General features: G+C 66.7%; 9 protein-coding genes. All 9 read right to left on the bottom strand.

The genetic code is table 11. The features are described 5' to 3' along the window. Positions 1–4: 4 nt before the first annotated feature. The gene (gene sufU / locus ACZY0Y_RS01340; protein ID WP_463884310.1) at positions 5–484 is read right to left on the bottom strand and encodes a Fe-S cluster assembly sulfur transfer protein SufU; all 480 of its coding nucleotides are present in this window, start codon (positions 482–484) and stop codon (positions 5–7) included. 12 nt (positions 485–496) lie between these two features. Continuing rightward, on the bottom strand, positions 497–1,810 hold the full coding sequence (locus ACZY0Y_RS01345; protein ID WP_463884312.1) for a SufS family cysteine desulfurase: 1,314 nt from the start codon (positions 1,808–1,810) through the stop codon (positions 497–499). A 134-nt stretch (positions 1,811–1,944) separates the two neighbouring features. Beyond that, entirely contained in the window at positions 1,945–4,596 is a 2,652-nt protein-coding gene (locus tag ACZY0Y_RS01350; protein WP_463956529.1) for a helix-turn-helix transcriptional regulator, read from the bottom strand. A 74-nt stretch (positions 4,597–4,670) separates the two neighbouring features. Further along, entirely contained in the window at positions 4,671–7,406 is a 2,736-nt protein-coding gene (locus tag ACZY0Y_RS01355) for a LuxR C-terminal-related transcriptional regulator (RefSeq protein WP_463956531.1), read from the bottom strand. 1,031 nt (positions 7,407–8,437) lie between these two features. Continuing rightward, positions 8,438–11,143, bottom strand: coding sequence for a LuxR C-terminal-related transcriptional regulator (locus ACZY0Y_RS01360; protein WP_463956533.1), 2,706 nt, complete (start codon positions 11,141–11,143; stop codon positions 8,438–8,440). Then, the gene (locus ACZY0Y_RS01365; RefSeq protein WP_463956534.1) at positions 11,130–13,874 is read right to left on the bottom strand and encodes a helix-turn-helix transcriptional regulator; all 2,745 of its coding nucleotides are present in this window, start codon (positions 13,872–13,874) and stop codon (positions 11,130–11,132) included. Before ACZY0Y_RS01365 ends, ACZY0Y_RS01360 begins: the two co-directional genes overlap by 14 nt. Before the next feature lie 186 nt (positions 13,875–14,060). Further along, positions 14,061–14,648: an aminoacyl-tRNA hydrolase gene (gene pth, locus ACZY0Y_RS01370; RefSeq protein WP_463956535.1), complete on the bottom strand. Its 588-nt coding sequence runs from the start codon at positions 14,646–14,648 to the stop codon at positions 14,061–14,063. A 128-nt stretch (positions 14,649–14,776) separates the two neighbouring features. Continuing rightward, positions 14,777–15,373, bottom strand: coding sequence for a 50S ribosomal protein L25/general stress protein Ctc (locus tag ACZY0Y_RS01375; protein ID WP_463883624.1), 597 nt, complete (start codon positions 15,371–15,373; stop codon positions 14,777–14,779). A 293-nt stretch (positions 15,374–15,666) separates the two neighbouring features. Then, positions 15,667–16,647, bottom strand: coding sequence for a ribose-phosphate diphosphokinase (locus ACZY0Y_RS01380; protein WP_024367293.1), 981 nt, complete (start codon positions 16,645–16,647; stop codon positions 15,667–15,669). Between the last annotated feature and the right edge of the window lie 4 nt (positions 16,648–16,651).

Raw genomic sequence — 16,651 nt, forward strand, 5'->3', positions numbered from 1 at the left:
GGTGCTACGGGATCTGGGGTGCCGGCGTGCTGGGCGCCAGCGCCTGGGCAAGGGCATCTTCTGCCGCAACCCAGGAGATCATGGCGCACTTGACCCTGGCGGCGTACTTGGAAACGCCCTCGAAGGCCGACGCATCGCCAAGGATTTCGGGATCCGCGGCCATTTTTCCCCGGGACCGCAGGACTTCGCGGAAATTGTCGATGACCGCCGTGAAGCTGCCGACGTCCATCCCCTCGGCGAGGTCGGTGAGCACCGAGGCCGAGGCCATTGAGATCGAACACCCTGCCCCGTCCCAGCGCAACTGGGCGACCTTCCCGTCGGACACCGCCACCCGCACGGTGATCTCATCCCCGCAGACGGGATTGAGCTGGTGGGACTGACCGGTCGACGCGCCTGCCGGAACCGGCGCCTCGGCCAGTCCGCTGCCGGTTCGCAGTTTCGCGTGTTCCAGGATGATCTGCTGGTACAGCTGTTCAAGGCTCATGCGGGAATATCCTTAGGCTCCAAAGTAGGCACGGACCCCGGCGACAGCCGCGAGGAAAGCGTCCACATCAGACGTGGTGTTGTACAGGTAGGTGCTGGCCCGGGTGCTGGCCGTCAGTCCCAGGCGGCGGTGCAGTGGCTGGGCGCAGTGGTGGCCGACCCGGACGGCGATGCCCTTGCTGTCCAGGAACTGTCCGACGTCGTGCGCGTGCACTCCGGCGACGTCGAACGACGCGAGGCCGATCCGCTCCTGTCCGGGCGCCGGCCCGAGGACCCGGACGCCGGGAATCGACGCGAGGCCCTCGACGAGGCGCTGCCCCAGCAAGGACTCCCAGGCGTGGACGCGGCCCATCCCCGTCTCGGTAAGGTAGTTCGCCGCGGCTGCGAGTGCGATGGCCTGGGAAACTTTCTGGGTCCCCGCTTCGAAGCGCTGCGGGGCCGGCAGGAACGCGGCGCGCTCCATCGTCACGGTGGTGATCATCGATCCCCCGGTCAGGAACGGCGGCAGCGCGTTCAGCAACTCGGACCGGCCATACAGCACGCCGATGCCGGTAGGGCCCAGCATCTTGTGTCCCGAGAGGACCGCGAAGTCGACGCCAAGGTCCCGCACGTCCAGCGGCAGGTGCGGTGCGGACTGGCAGGCGTCCAGCACTGTCAGGGCACCCGCCTCCCGGGCCATCGCCACCAGGGACTTGACCGGGTTGATGGTGCCCAGGACATTCGAGGCGTGACTGAACGCGAGGACCCTGGTGGCCGGGTTGATGATGTGGGCGGCCGCGTCGAGATCCAGCCCGCCGGCGTCGTCGACCGGGATGAACCGCAGCGTGGCACCGGTCCGCTCGGCGAGCTGCTGCCACGGGATGAGGTTCGCGTGGTGCTCCATCTCGGTGACCACAATCTCGTCGCCGGCGCCCAGGGCGAATCGTGCCGCCTCAGCTGCGGCGCCCGGCAGGGACGCGTTCAGGAACCCGTAGCTGAGCAGGTTCAGGCCCTCGGTGGCGTTCGAAGTCCAGATGATCTCGTCGGCCCCGGCCCCCAGGAACGCAGCCAGGGTTTCGCGGGCGTCCTCGAAGGATTCCGTGGCTTCTACGGCCAAAAGGTGGGCTCCGCGGTGCACGGCGGCGTTCCGCTGCTCATAGAACTCCTGCTCGGCCTCGATGACGCTGAGCGGATTCTGCGACGTGGCCCCGGAGTCCAGATAGATCAGGGGGTGCCCGCCCATGGACCTTGAGAGGATGGGGAAGTCATTGCGGATCCGCAACACCTCGTCGTCGGTCAGTGCAGGCAAGAGCAGGGCCTGGGACTCTGACGTGGGCACAAGAGCCACGCTGGCCTCCTCGGATCGGGTCGAATGGACTACTGCCCATCATCCCACGGAACGGCACGCCCCTGGTCGGCGGGTGGTTCTGCGGACGGCTCTGGGCTATCCGCTGTTTTCCGATGTTTCCCGCTGGGAGGGCCTCAGGGCCGGGGTGAATCGCCGCCCGTGTCGATGAGGTCGACCCGCCGGCTGACGCCCAGTTTGGCGAAGACCCGGTAGAGGTGTCCTTCCACGGTCCGCTGGGACACGCAGAGCCTGCTGGCGATCTCGGCGTTGGTGGCTCCGCCGGACACCAGATCGAGGATTTCGGTTTCCCTAGCGGTGAGTTCCCCATCCTGCTCGGGACGGACAAGGTCAATGTGGGCCGCCATTCCGGCAGCAGTCATCCGGTTCTGGATCTTGCGCTGGACGGCCAGCAGTTTCCGTTTGTCCGTGGTTTCGGCCAGGCACCGCTCCGCCTGTTGGGCCGCCTCGAGCGCCAGCAACACATAGCCGGCACGCAGCGCCCGGTCACTGATCCTGACCAGTTCGGCGTCGTCAGCCTGCAGCACCGCGAGCGCATAATCGTGCAGCATACTGGCCTCCCGTCCCTCGACCGCGAGGCTGCTGCGGGCAAGACCGTCCGCGGCCCCGGTGTCCCCGTGGCGCAAGGCCAGTCGTCTGATGTCCGTCTCAATCCCCCGCAATCCCTGCCGTTTGGCCTCCGCGGCCAGGCCGGCGAGCCTCTTGCTGACCTCCCCGCCGCCCGGTGCCCCGCCGGCCGCGGTGGAGTACGCGTCAGCGAGCAGGGGCAGCGCCCCCGGCCCGCGGTACCGCGAAAGCCGGAATGCCGCCGCGTGCTCCTCGGCCTCCCCCGCGTGGCCCACCACGGAGTTGGCGTACGCGGCGACCGAATGGGCGAAGGGCAGCAACTCCCAGGGATCGGCGATGGTGAGTTCCTCGACGCCGGAAACGAGTTCGGCAATGCCCTCGGGCATGCGCCCCTGGCGGACACGGGCGAGGCCTCTCATCAAGTGCAGGATGCCGCCGCTGAGCAGCAGCCTCGAGGGGAAGTCAGCCTCGTACTCATCGAGGGCCGAGGCGAGCGCCTCCCACTCCCCCGCCCAGTTCAGGCTCAGGCTGTACCGCACCAGGAGGTCTTCGTAGACGAGGGGCAACGCCTGGCTGGCGCTGCGCGCCCCGTGCCAGGCCTCGCGGGCCAGCCCCAGGCCTTCCGCCACCTTGCCTTTGGCACAGAGCAACTCGGCGAGCTGTGACTCCGCCGGAATCTTAATGTCGCGCCGATCCCCGGCGGCCACAACCAGCTGGCTCAGACCGCCCTCACGGTCCTCGGTGCCGCCGCGGGGCTGGCTCCCGAGGGGCTCCGCCGCCACGGCGATCGCGGCAACATCCAACCACGACGGCCCCGTTGCGGCCGGTGCTGCTCCACCGGCGGGAACACCCGGGCCGGTGGGTGCGGCGCCGTCTGCCAGCAGCTTTGCCGGCCCCCTCAGGCGGGCGGACAACAGGGCCGCCAGGTACCGGGCGTCCTGGTTCGGGACAGGTCCCGCGAGCTGCAGGAACTGTGCGGACTGCTGGCGGTCCCCCAGCAGATACCGCGAATATGCCATTTGCAACCGTGCCTCCGGAATCATCGCATCCTCGGAAACCGCGGCCGCGGTCCTCAACGCTGTCTGCGCGTCGAGGCCAACGTTGGCGATGCTGGCCGCCTTGAGGAGCTGGTCCGCCGGCACTGCGGCTCCGCAGTCCAGCGCCCACCGGACCCGGTTCAGGAAGGCTTCGGGAGGCACCGACGCTCCCGGGGGCAGTGAGACAAAACTGGCACGCAATCCGGCGCTTCGACCCGCCGGAACCCAACGGCGGATGATCTCACCGATCAGGGGACTCGCGGGCCGGACGGTTCGGTCGGCGCCCCGGGACACTCTGATGATCCCGGCCCTTTCCAGGGCGTCGACAGCCTTGGGGCCACCGAATCCCAAGAGCTGGCCGAGCGGAAGCGGTCCCGCGAGGGCCACTATCGCGGCAGCTGTCCTCTCCTCCGGTGACATGGACCGCAGTTCGTGACCGATCAGATCAGCCACCGGGATATCGGACAAGCCGGGAGGCGAGATGAGGAACCAGATTCCATGGCGCAGCCCCAGGGCCCCCGTGTTCCGGGCGTGCTCAATCAGGGACAGCAGCATAAACGGGTTGCCGGCGGAGGCATCTGCGAACACCGCACTCGCCCAGGGCGAGACGTCGGCGCGGAGCACCTGCTCGCAGAGCTGATGCACCTCGGCACGGGTGAGCGGCTCCAGGTCGAATTTGGCCAGGATTCCGTCATCCCAAAGCGCCAGGAATTCCTCCGGGATCAACAAACCCGGCCGGCAGGTCGCCAGGACACTGGCCGCACCGGTGGCGACGGCTTGCGCTACAAGCTGCGTCGTCCCGCGGTCCAGGCACTGGGCGTCATCGATCACAAAAAGCGGTTTGCTGGGCTCGGACTTGATGCTGTCCGTCACGGCCTTCACGACCGCGGAAAATGAATCCAGGTCGTGGGCGGGCAGCTGGCCGAGATAGGGCGAAAGCGCGCCGAACGGCACGGCAGACAATGCCGGCGTTGCCGCGAGTCGGATCACGGCAGTGTGCGGGCGGAGTTCGCGGATGACCGCCCTGGAAATGGCCGTCTTTCCCGTGCCCGGGTTGCCGACGACGAGAGCGCCGGACATCCCGTCGTCGCGCAGGCATCTGACGATATTCTTGACGACGCCGGACCGGCCAACCAGCGTGGCGGACTCAGTCAGACTTTCCACCCGCAGCCCTCCCTGCGGCGGCGCGGCGGCTCCCGGATGTCCCGGGCCGCCCGGAGGAAGGGGGGCCCGGTCGGTCAGCCGAGGCGGGCGTGTTCCACTGGTCCGGAGATGACATCTTTGAGTTCCGACCTGCTCGCGACGTGGAGCTTCGCATATACTTGGTAGAGATGCCCCTCAACGGTCCGGACGGAAACGTGCATCTCGTCAGCGATCTTCCGGTTGGACGTACCGGCGGCTGCCCGGACCGCCACCTCGGATTCCCGTGCTGTCAACGTCGCGCTCAAAAGTGAGAGCACGCCATTTCTTGGGTTGCCGAACCGGTCCTCCAGGGACTGCTGCGTGCGCTGGGCCATCCTGAGGGAGATGCGGTTGCCGGCGTCGTTGGCACAACTGACCGCTTTCCTGGTCACATCCCTGGCGAAAACTGCGTTGCCGGCCGCATCGGCGTCCTTGGACGTTGCCAGCAGTTCCTCGCTGTCGGCGTCCTTCAGCCCTTCCGCAAGCCGGGAGCAGAGGCCGGCGAACTGCCCGGTGACCTGGCCCGCGAGATCGCTGAGCTTCTGGCTTGCCTGACGGTCACCCAGCCGGGCCACCGCTGAGAGGAACTGGAGGCCGGTAGCAAGCGCCGAGGCCTCGGTGTCCATGTCGGCTTCCAGCTTCAGTGCGCGCAGGGCCTCGGTCTTTTGGCCGATTTCCGCCTTGGCAGAGAGTTCAAAGTACCGTGTGATGCGGTTCACCAGCCACGGTGCCCGGGGCTGCAGCTCCTCGATTTCCACCAGCAGGGCACCCGCTTTTTCCTCATCGCCCTGGAGCGCGAATGCATAGGCACAGGCTGCGGTTGCGAGTCCGGCAACTGCATCCGGATCGTTTACCCTCAGCTGCCAAACCCCGGACTCCAGGCGTTGAAGTGCCCTCGTGAGGTGGCCACGGTGGAGGTCGACGATTCCCTGTCCGATCTCGAACATCCCGCCGAGCCTGGCCTGCTCGTCCCACGACTCCGAGGTGCCCGCGAGGAAGTCTGCGGCTTCCCGGTACTTGGCCGACAGGAGCAGGAGCAGAAGGAACCGACCGCGGATTTCCCGGATCGAACCGTCGGACAGGTCCAGCGTGCCGGCGGCCAGAATGACTTGCCTCCCGAGCCCGACCGCACCCAGGATGTCGCCGGTGACCGCCTTCGCCTCACTCACAAGGCTCGCGGCCATGACCTTTGCTTCGCTGCCCAGGTCCGTGGCATCCACATTCTGGAAAATTTGCAGGACATCACCGTACCGGCCTTCGAAGGCGGCCAGCTCGGCATAAGCCAGGCGGACACGCTCACCAACCATCTTCAGCCCCGCCCCGGGGTCCCCTGACGCCGTCAGCCGCAGTTCAATCTCCTGCAGCCGGGCCAGTGCGTTTGCCCCCGCTGCCGGGCTGCGCCTGTCCAGCTCGGCCCACAGCAGTTGAAGGGAGGCCCACTCATCCAGGGCAAGTCCATCGCCGGCGCGCAGTTCAACGTCAGCCAGGACACGGCGTGCTGCTTCGTCATTGTGCAAGGACATATGCGCTCTGGCAGATTCGACGGCCACTTCGGCGAGCTTCTCCTTGCCCGCGATTTCCCGGGTGAATCTGAGGGCGGACTGCGGATCGGATGCTTTGTTCGCGAGGCGGGCCGCGGCCAGGGCCAGCCCGGGCTCCACGTCTTCCCCGCAGTCCAAAGCCCACGCCACTGCGGTGGATCCCGTGAACTCGTCGAGGTCCTGATCCTGGAGAACAGCACCCAACCGGCGGCGAAGCTCTGCACTGCGGCCGGGCGGAACCACACTGGCAACGATTCCGGCCGTGACCGGGTTGGCGATGCTCACCATGGGCGGATGGTCATGGCTGACGTGGATCAGCCCGCGCTCCTGGAGCGTATCGATGTCCTGCGCCTTGGACACGCTCATGAGGGTCTGCAGCGGCAGCGCTCCGGCGAGCGACAAAAGCTCAAAAACATCGCGCTGGCCAGGGCTGAGCCGGTTCAGGCGGGCCTTGAGAACATCCCTGATCTCACCGGCCAGAGCCACCGGTTTCTCCCCCAAAACCCAGGAATCCTCGTGGCGGACAATCGTGCCGAGCTTGATCTGCTCCCGGGCCAGGGAGTGCAGGAAGAGCGGATTGCCGCCGCTGGCGTTCCAGAGGGCACGTGCCGCTGTGTGGGAAAAGTGTCCGCCGTACTCATGGGCAAGGCTGTCCGCCGTTTCGATGAAATCGAAGGGCCCAAGATCCACCCTGCGCAGCAGGTCGTCCTTCCAGAGCCCCATGATGTCGCTCCCCAGATTAGGCAGGTCAACGCACGCTGCGAGCAGCAGGACGTGTCCACCGGCGCAGAGCTGGGCAACCATCATGGTGGAGAGCTCATCGAGGTCATGCGCATTATCGACAAAGAGGACGACGCTGCGGCCCTGGGCCCGGTTGTGAAGCAATTGGGTCAAGCCACGCAGCACCATCAGTGGGTGCTCAAGGTGGGATGCTTCAAGTTCGTTGAGCAGTACGCTGAGGGCCCCGTAAGGAAGTTTGGAGGAAATGGAGCTGCCCCGGACCTGAACCACCAGGTAGTCTTCACCGAGCTTCTCGAGGGCCCGCTGGGCAACAAAGGACTTTCCTGCCCCGTGTTCCCCAACAATCACGGCCCCGCATCCCGATCCCGAGGTCAGGGCCGCTGCCACCTCCGCAACGGTCTTGTGGCGTGTGTAGTGCTTCTCGGGCCGCCCCTTCCCCGGACGTTGGGCGGCTGACATCACATCTGTTCTGCCGCTGCCCGCAGGCAGGCCGGCTTCTTGCTGGTACATGAGAGAGACCTTCGCAATCAAAGTTATGACTACCGATAGGTCCAACTTATTGATATGGGGAATTTTCGGGATGCGTATGTGCTACTCGATTACGGGCGTAGGGGCCAGCCCTGGGCTACGTAGTTGTACTCAGAATCTTCCGGCCGTTCCGGGCCTCAAACCAAGTAGTTCGACTCGAAGTTCCAGCCCGACGGGGACCCTTTTCCACCGGTGTTTCGGTGCAGCTTTCCACGGGTGTCTCGGTGCAGCGGCAGGTCCGGAGGCCGCCGCGCCTGGGCTGCCAAGTGCCACCGCAGGGCCCCCACCGCGCGGGCGCAATGCCACGCTGGGGCTTCACAGTTCTGGCACGGCCGCCCGGCTATCGGGCGGCCGAGCCAGGACTGGGGCCACGGAAAACTTAGGGAGCCGACGGCGGCTGGGGGGAGGAACCTCGGTCTCAGAAGGTTCCGACGCCGTCGGCTCCGTCAAAGGGGTTCACGCACTCGGCGGGAACCATTCGGGAGACCGTTTCGGAAATAATTCAATGTCTGTTGCACCAGAGTGGACCATCGTTCCCCACGCCGGCGACCCTGGCAGCGTCTTTGGATTGCCTGGACCGCTTCCGCGTTGATGGCTCCACGTTCAAAGTCCTTTGCTCGGAGTCCCTGATTCAGTCTCCTGGTTCAGAGTCCTTTGTTCAGAGTCCTTTGTTCAGGGTCCTTTGTTCAGAGTCCTTTGTTCAGAGTCCTTTGTTCCTGGTGCTGACTACAATCTAGCGAACCCGAGGGCACCCGCGCACCGGTAGTCCGTACTCGAATTCGTGACGGGTTCCGACGAAACCGGGATTGAGGGTACTTGCCACGGCAGCCGGCTTCCGACAGTTGTGCGTTCCGGCTACGCGGTCCCCATACCCGGGCGGCGTGGTGCCTACTTGCCGGCCCCCCGGAGTTACGCACGCCCGAAGGGGAAAAGGCAGTGTTGCCTTCACACGTGCAGAAGTCAGGGGCGGAGGACCGGAAGAACCGGCTGCCCGTGGAACGCCCGGGCGGAGGCTAGGAGGAGGAGACTCCCGGCAGCTGATCGCGGCCCTTGACGTTCAGCTTGGCGTAGCTGCGGTAAAGGTGGCCTTCGACTGTCCGGATGGAAACCTGCAGCTCGGCGGCAATCTGGCGGTCGCTGAGGCCGCGGACCGCGAGCGCCACGATGTCGCGCTCGCGGCGGGTCAGCAGGCCGAGGGCGTCAGCTTCAGCTTCCTGTTCCTGGCCGGCGAGGCTGTCTGCCCGGTCCAGGCACCGCTTCCGCTGGGACAGCGCCATACGCTCGCGCAGGGTGTCACCGGCCGCCCGGTACCCGTTCGCAGCGGCATCATAGGCAAGTGCCGCGAAGCCCCACAGCTCGGCGTCTGCGCAGCTCTTGCCTGCTTCCAGATGGTCGGTGGCGAGGTCCGTCCTGATCGCCGCCGCATAGTGACAGATAGCGGCCGGCCTGGGGCCTTCCAGCGCGGGCTGCAGTTCGAGGAGCCGGACAGCCGCGTCGCGGTCTCCCAAAGCCAGGCAGAAGGCAAGCGAATCAAATTCCAGGCCCGCGGTGGAACCGTCCCCGTGGGGCCGGCCCAGCGCGCGGAGCTCGTCGACGGCCCCCGGGTAATTGCCGAGGCGCGCTTTTCCGTACGTGACTGCCATCTGCGAGAGGACGCGCAGGTAGCGTGAGACCGCCCGGGGCGCGGCTTCGTAGTCGGCGAGGAACGCCGAGGCCTTGTCTTTGGCACCGACTTCGGCGGCGGCGGCGAACCCCATCGAGGAGACCAGGGCGAAGAGCTGCTGGGGATCCGCGAGCCGCAGTGACTCCAGGGCCGCGCTGAGGGTGTTCAGGGACTGGGCGGCCTTGCCCTGGTACAGCAGGATGATGCCGTGCGCGGCGTGGACTCCCCCGCCTAACGAGATGAGGTTGGGCCCTTGCCCGGCGCCGACTCCGGCCAGGAGCTTTTCGGCGGCTTCCCAGTCGCCCCCGTGGATCACGGCAGCCGCTGCCCGCGCCACGAGGAATTCCGCGAGGAAATACAGTTCGTCGTGTCCTGAGCCCGCGGTTTCCAGGGCCTCGGAGACAGCGGCGAAGGACTGGACTGCCTTGCCCTGCACCAGGAGCCGCTCCGATGTCAGTGCCAGCCTGAACGCTGCTTCAAGGGTATTGGCCGGGGGGACGGCCTCGCCGTCGGCTTCCGTCCCGGCACCCTCCGGGTACTCCCCTGCCAGGGCGTACACCATGGCATGCATGGTGTCGTATCGCTCCCTGGTGGCCTTGAGGATGCCATCGGCGTCGTCCGGGTTTCCCCTGCCCAGCCGCTCCCCTGCCTCCAGGAGGGCCCCGGCGCGGTCCATGATGTCCGCTGGCGTGCGGCCGAGAGCGGCCTGGACCGCAGCCCACATCAGGGTTCCCGTCAGGAGCATTGCCACGCTGAGTCCCTTGGCGAAGTCGGGCTCCAGGATGTCCCGGGCGGCCGCATAGTCCGAGGTGTTGAAGTAGGTCCGCGCTGTCACGGCCCGCGCTGCCACCTGCAGTTCAGGGTCCTTGACCAGTGCGGCGGCCTTGCGGGCCAGCTCGTCCTCATACAGCCGGCTGGCCAGGACGGCTGCCCGCAGCAACTGCCGGTCCTCGATCTCCGCTCCGCATTCCATTGACCAGCTCACCTGACGCAGAAGGCCTTCTGCCGACGTCGGTTCGCTGTCCATGCGCCGCAGGAGGCTCTGCCGGAGCTGGAGGCTGCGTGCCGGGGAAATCAGGTTGCGCAGCGTGTCGGCGTAGATGGAGTGCCACAGCCGCAATTGGGGGTGTGGCGCAGGCGTGACGCGGATCATCGCGTGTTCGATGAGTGCCGCCACCGGGTCCTCGCCCACCGTGGACTCAATGACGTCGCGGGACACCGGCTCCGACAGGGCGATCAGGTTCAGGGCCTGGCGTTCGGCCGGTGAGCGCCGGAGCAGCTGCCGCCGCACGACGTCCGTCAAACGGTCCCCGTGGCTGTTAAGCGGGCGCGCGAGCAGCCAGACCCCGTTGCGTTGCAGCAGCGTGCCGTCGCTCTTCGCGTCCTCGATGAGACCCTTGAGCAGGAGCGGATTGCCTTCGGAAGCCTCCCAGAGGATTTCGGCGACGCTCGGCAGGACCTGCGGCCCCAGCGTGCCTTCGAGTATCTCGTTTGTCTGCTGCTGGCTCAGGGGCCGGAGGTCGAGGCGTTCGGCGATTCCCTCAAACCACAGCTGCAGCAGCGGTTCCGGCAAGCCAGGCCGGGTGGCCGAGGCCACGAGCAGCTTCGCCCAGCCGGCGGCGGCGAGTTCCACCAGGATCCCGGCGGTCGACTCGTCAAGGTCATGGGCATCGTCCACGATCAGCAGCAGGGGCTTCTGGGAGGCGCTGCGCTCGTCTTCGAGCCGCGCCCAGAAAGTCCTGAGCACGGCCAGCTGCGAAGTGGCTTCCTGCACGGGCAGCCCGACAATAAAGGGACCCAGCACGCCGTAGGGCACATTCGACAGGGACGGGCTGCCGTGGATGCGGACGGGCGTCACGGCTGTCTGCAGTTCGGCCACCACGGCTTCGAGGAGGGTGGATTTGCCGATCCCGCTGTCACCGAGCAGGAGGACGGCGACGTGGTTGCTCCCTTGGACGGCTTCAACCGCCGAACGCAGGTCCTCCTTTCGCCCGGTCAGGACCGTGGATGCCTCCGCAGCGTCGGGGGCGGTTGCGCGCTTCCTAGATGAGTCCAAGCAGATCACTTCGCGAAGAAACTCCCAGCTTGGTGAACACCTGGTAGAGGTGTCCTTCCACTGTTCTGACAGAAATGCCGATGGCCAAGGCAATGTCCTTGTTCGAAACGCCATTGCCGGCGAGGGCGGCAATCTGCCGCTCCCTGTCCGTGAGCAGCGGCCCCTTGTTCCTTGGCATGATCGGCAGGGCCGGCAATGAGACCGCGAGGCTCTCAAGGATGGCGTGTGCGGCGCTGGCCTTGCCGCTGAGCCCCGCAGCCTTGGCGAAGTCGAAGGCGAGGGCAGCGCACCTCGCCTGGACGGCGTCGAGTTCCATGGCCGCGGCCTGGCCGGCGGCCTCCAGCATGATGGCGGCGTCCTTCTTGCGGCTGCCCAGGGCGATGGTCCGGGACAGCTCCGCCAGGGCCCCCTGCCGGAACGCCGCGATCTCCTCCAGGAACTCGAAATCCTTGGTGGTGCCGTTGACCGTCGCACCGAGCATGGAGATTCCGGCCAGGGTATACCGGCCGGCCCGGTAGTGTTCCTCGGCCGCGCGCACCAGCCGGTCCTTCGCCTCCGGATCACCCAGCCAGCGTGAGGCCATGTCCATGCAGAAGTCTGCAGAGGTTCGGATCGCGAAGCGTGCGGGGCCATCCGCTGACCTGGCCCGGTCCAAGTAGACGGAGGCCTGCACGGAGTTCCCGGTCTGGGCGTAGGCGAAGGCAGTGGCTGCGTAGGCCTGCCGCAACGAGTGAAGGCTCGCGCGGACTTCCAGCTGCGCGATCGCGGCAAGGAGCGGGTCGAGGGCCATGTAGCCGCGGCCCGCGTAGACATAGGCGAGTCCGACGGCCAGGTCAGTGGGCGCGCTGCCGGAGTGCAGTCCGTGGCCGGCCCGGCCGCTTGCGTCCTTGAGCATGTCGATGCTTTGGCGCCATTGTCCGGATAACAGCAGCACGTTGAAGGATCGCCAGGCAAAGTTTTCCCGGATCCGCGGTACGTTGGACCATTCCCCCAGCTGGCCGCCGATCTCGCGCATCAGCTTCCGGGCCTCGACTTCCTTGCCCGTCATGCACAGGGCTTCCATCAGGATGATTCCGGACCTGAGCCGGTGCACGGCGTTGATGTCGTCCACTTCCGCGCTCGCCGCTGCGCTGAGCCGGTCCATCATTGGCCCGTAGTCCCCGACAAAGGAGAGGAAGTTGAATTCGCAGAGGTCCAGGCACAGTCCGGCGCGGGTCAGCTCCTGCGCCGATGCATCGGGCTGGCCGGTTTTGAGTTCTTTGAGCCGCAGCCGGGCCTGCCGGATCAGCTCAGGGACCTGGGCCGTGCGGGCCTTGAGCCAGGACATGCAGTCCACCTTCGCGGCTATCAGTTCCGCATATGCTTCGGCACCCAGAGAGCGGAGCTGGGCCTCCGAGACATCGTCCAGGGCGGCCATGGCCTGCAGGGGCAGCCCGAGTTGAAGGTAGGCGGCGGCCTTCTGCAGCTGCCCCTCGGTCCATTCCGGATCCTCCGGGCTCAGGCTGCCGGCGCATTGGAGCGCGAACTTCGGGTCGAAGAGTTTAACGGCGGCGCCGGCGGCCGCCACGGCGTGGGCGGGTGCCAGGGGTGCGTCGCAGTCGTGGGTCCATGCCGCATAGGCCAGCAGGTCCTCCACGGTGAGCTCGTTCAGCTCATCCTGCTGGTGACCGGGCACCTTGTCCCGCAGTTCCAGCCTGCGCTCGACACTGAGCCAGTTGCGGACGATGTCGCCCAGATAGCGGTCGCCGAGCGAGACAAGGTGGCGGTCCGTCCGGTCGACGACGATCTGGCCGGCGTCCTCCATGTCCGCGATGACGCCGGGGCTGTACATCCGTGCGAGCCGGGCCAACGGCAGGGTGCGGGCACAGGACAGCACCTCGATGAGTTCCCGTGCCACCGGCGTTTCGCGGGCGTACCGGGCGCGGACGATGTCTTCCAGCGCGGTGCGGCCGTCCAGAACCACCTCGTCCACCAGGGTCCAAACGGAGCCGGCGAGCACGAGGTTGCCGCGTTCGATCTGTTCCGAAACCACGGCCTGCAGCAGGGTCGGGCTGCCGCCGACAAGTTGGTGCAGCTGGCTCGCCAGTGCGCTCGATACCCGGTGGCCGAGGGCTGCCTTGAGCACTTCGAGGGTTTCGACCTCCGTGAGGTTGGCAAGCCGGACTTCGGCCAGCTGCCCGGAGGTGATGAGCCAGTAAAAGTCCGGCGGAAGGTCCGTGGTCCGCTGGGCAGTGGCGACGAGCCGCGCTGTCCGGGTCTGCACCAGGTTGAGCAGGACGCCCGTGCTCAGTTCGTCCAGGGCACCGGCGTTGTCCAGCAGGATGACGCACTTGCGTCCGGCGGCGTCGTCGCGGATCAGCGAGGTGATGCCATGCAGGATGGCCGTCGGCGAGCCAAGGGAGCTTTGCGGCAGGCGGGCCAGCGTGAAAGCCAGGCAGCCGTAGGGGGTGGCCGAGCCCGGTCCGGAACTGCGGAGCTGGAGGGTGTAGACGTCGGGCCCGAAACCCGCGATCACTGTGCGTCCCACCTGGGTCTTGCCCACCCCGCGGTCGCCGGTGATGACCACGCCCATGCGGTGTTCGGCCAGCAGGGCGCTGCGAACCCGGTCGGCGTCGGCATTGCGCGCGAGACCGGACCACCTGTGCCGGTCCAGCGGACCGGTTACCGGTTCTTCTTCGGCGGGTGCCAATGTAGTGGAAACATTCCCCCAGCCCAGCGATTCCCTCGACATCTAGTTTCCTTCGTACCGCTTTGCGGACAGCAAACCTGAGACCGTCCGCCTAGAAGTAGCGTATCCGTATCCCCCGACATGAGAGTAGAGCGATCATATAGGCATTTCTGGAAGCTTGGAAGCAATTCGGGTCGGCGGCGGCGCGTTACCCCGTGGCCCGCTGCTGACGTGCCGGGGCGGGTCCTGCTAGGGCGTCTTCGCCGGGTGGAACTGCTGCTGGGCCGCGAGCAGGCCGTCACGGACCATGGCTTCCACGGCGTCGGCCGCCGTGTCGATCAGGAAGGGCAGTTCCTTCTTCTCCGGGCCGGAAAAGTCCTTCAGAACAAAGTCCGCAGTGTCCATTCTGCCCGGAGGGCGGCCCACGCCGACCCGGACGCGCAGGTAGTCCTTGGTGGCGAGGGCCTTGGAGATGTCCCGCAGCCCGTTGTGGCCGCCTTCGCCGCCGCCCAGCTTCAGCTTCACCGTGTTGAAGGGAATGTCGATCTCATCGTGCACTGCGATGACGTGGCCGGGATCGATGTCATAGAACTTGGCCAGCGCCGAGACCGGGCCGCCGGAGACGTTCATGTAGCTCAGCGGCTTGGCCAGCACGACCCGGGGGCCGCCGATGCCGAGGCGGCCTTCCAGGACCTGGGCCCGGGACTTGTGGGACTTGAAGCCGCTCCCGATCCGGGAAGCGAGTTCGTCGAGGACCATCTGTCCGACGTTGTGCCGGTTGTGGGCGTACTCCGCCCCCGGGTTTCCAAGGCCTGCGATCAACCAGGTGTCAGTCATGGGTCAGTCCTTCGGTATGGCCTTCGGCAAGGCGGGGCCGGTTCCGGGCAGCGGGGGCTGGCGTTGCCCGGCGGAGACGACGGCGGCCGGGCCCCAAGGGGACCCGGCCACCGGAGGAATCGTGGGTGCTACTCGGCTGCGACCGAGGAGCCTTCAGTGGTGTCGGCCGATGCCTCTTCCTCGGAGACCTCGGTGGCCTCGGAGATGTGCACGACGAGGGACTCGGCGTCGGCCAGCAGGACGGAGCCCTTCGGCAGAACGAGATCCGAAGCGTGGATGTGCTCGCCGGCGGTGCGGCCCTCGATGCTGACCTCGATGGCGGTCGGCAGGTGGGTTGCCTCAGCCTCGAGGGAAACGACGGTCATTTCCTGGTTGTACACGCTGCCCGGAGCCAGTTCGCCGGTGAGGTGCACGGGAACGTCGACGGTGACCTTTTCGCCGGTGCGGACGGTCAGGAGGTCGAGGTGCTCGATGATCTGCTTGATCGGGTCGCGCTGGATGTCCTTGACGAGGGCCAGGTGCTGTTCGCCGTTGATGTCCAGGGTCAGCAGGGCGTTGGCCTTGCGGACTGCCAGGGTGGTGGCCTTCGCCGGCAGGGTAATGTGGATCGGCTCGGCGCCGTGGCCGTAAATGACGGCAGGAATCAGGTTGGCCATGCGGGCGCGGCGGGCGAAGCCCTTGCCGAATTCGGTGCGGACTTCTGCTGCGAGCTTCTGCTCAGACATGGGTATCTCCTAGTGGACTAGCGGTGGTCAGCAAGGGCGGAGGTCTGTTTGCGACCTTCAACGCCGGGTGGCTGTGCGGCCGCCCTTCCGAAGGGAGATTCAGACCCAGTCGATAACGGAGACCAGCAGTCCGGCTACCGTAATAATTTCCTCTGAATTACGGAACAATACGGAATACCGGCGCTCTCCCTCGCCAAGGTTTCGGTACAAGGCTACCAGTGCGGGGCCGCAATCATGAAAACGGCCCCGTACTGGCGGACAGCTGAGCGGGCTCAGCTGCCGGGTTAATCGGGTTAGGCGTTGCCGTCAAACAGGCTGGTGACGGAGCCGTCGTCGAACACTTCGCGGATGGCGCGGGCGATCAGCGGAGCGATGGACAGCACGGTGAGCTGCGGGAAGCGCTTGCTGGCGTCGATCGGCAGGGTATTGGTGACGACAACCTCGCGGGCGCCGGACTCGGACAGCCGCTGGGCCGCAGGGTCGGAGAAGACGGCGTGCGTTGCCGCGATGATGACATCCTTGGCGCCGGCGTTCTTGAGCACCTGGACCGCGCCGGAAATGGTTCCCCCGGTGTCGATCATGTCATCGATCAGCACGCAGGTGCGGCCCTCGATCTGGCCGACGACTGTCTTGGAGATGGCCTGGTTCGGGACGGTGAGGTCGCGGCTCTTGTGCACGAAGGCCAGCGGCGCGCCGCCGAGGCGTTCGGCCCACTGTTCGGCGACCCGGACACGGCCGGTGTCCGGGGAAACCACCGTGATGTCGTCAGCGCCGACGCGGGTACGGATGTAGTCCGCCAGCAGCGGGATGGCCATGAGGTGGTCCACGGGGCCGTCGAAGAAGCCTTGGATCTGCGAGGTGTGCAGGTCCACGCTCATAATGCGGTCGGCGCCGGCGGTCTTGTAGAGATCGGCGATGAGGCGCGCGGAGATGGGCTCGCGGCCGCGGCCCTTCTTGTCCTGGCGCGCGTAGGGGTAGAACGGCGAAACGACCGTGATCCGCTTGGCGGAGGCCCGCTTGAGCGAATCGATCATGATCAGCTGTTCCATCAGCCAGTTGTTCAACGGGGCGGGGTGCGCCTGGATGACGAAGGCATCGGTGCCGCGCACGCTTTCGCCGGCCCGGACGTAGATCTCGCCGTTGGCGAAGTCGTAGGCGTCCAGGGGCAGCAGCTCGGTCCCGAGTTCCTTGGCGATCTCCTTCGCCAGCTCCGGATGCGCGCGCCCAGCAGCAAGCACCAGCTTCTTCTCGCCGCGTGCCGTAATTTCGCTCATTATT

The organism is Pseudarthrobacter kochi, assembly GCF_055412805.1.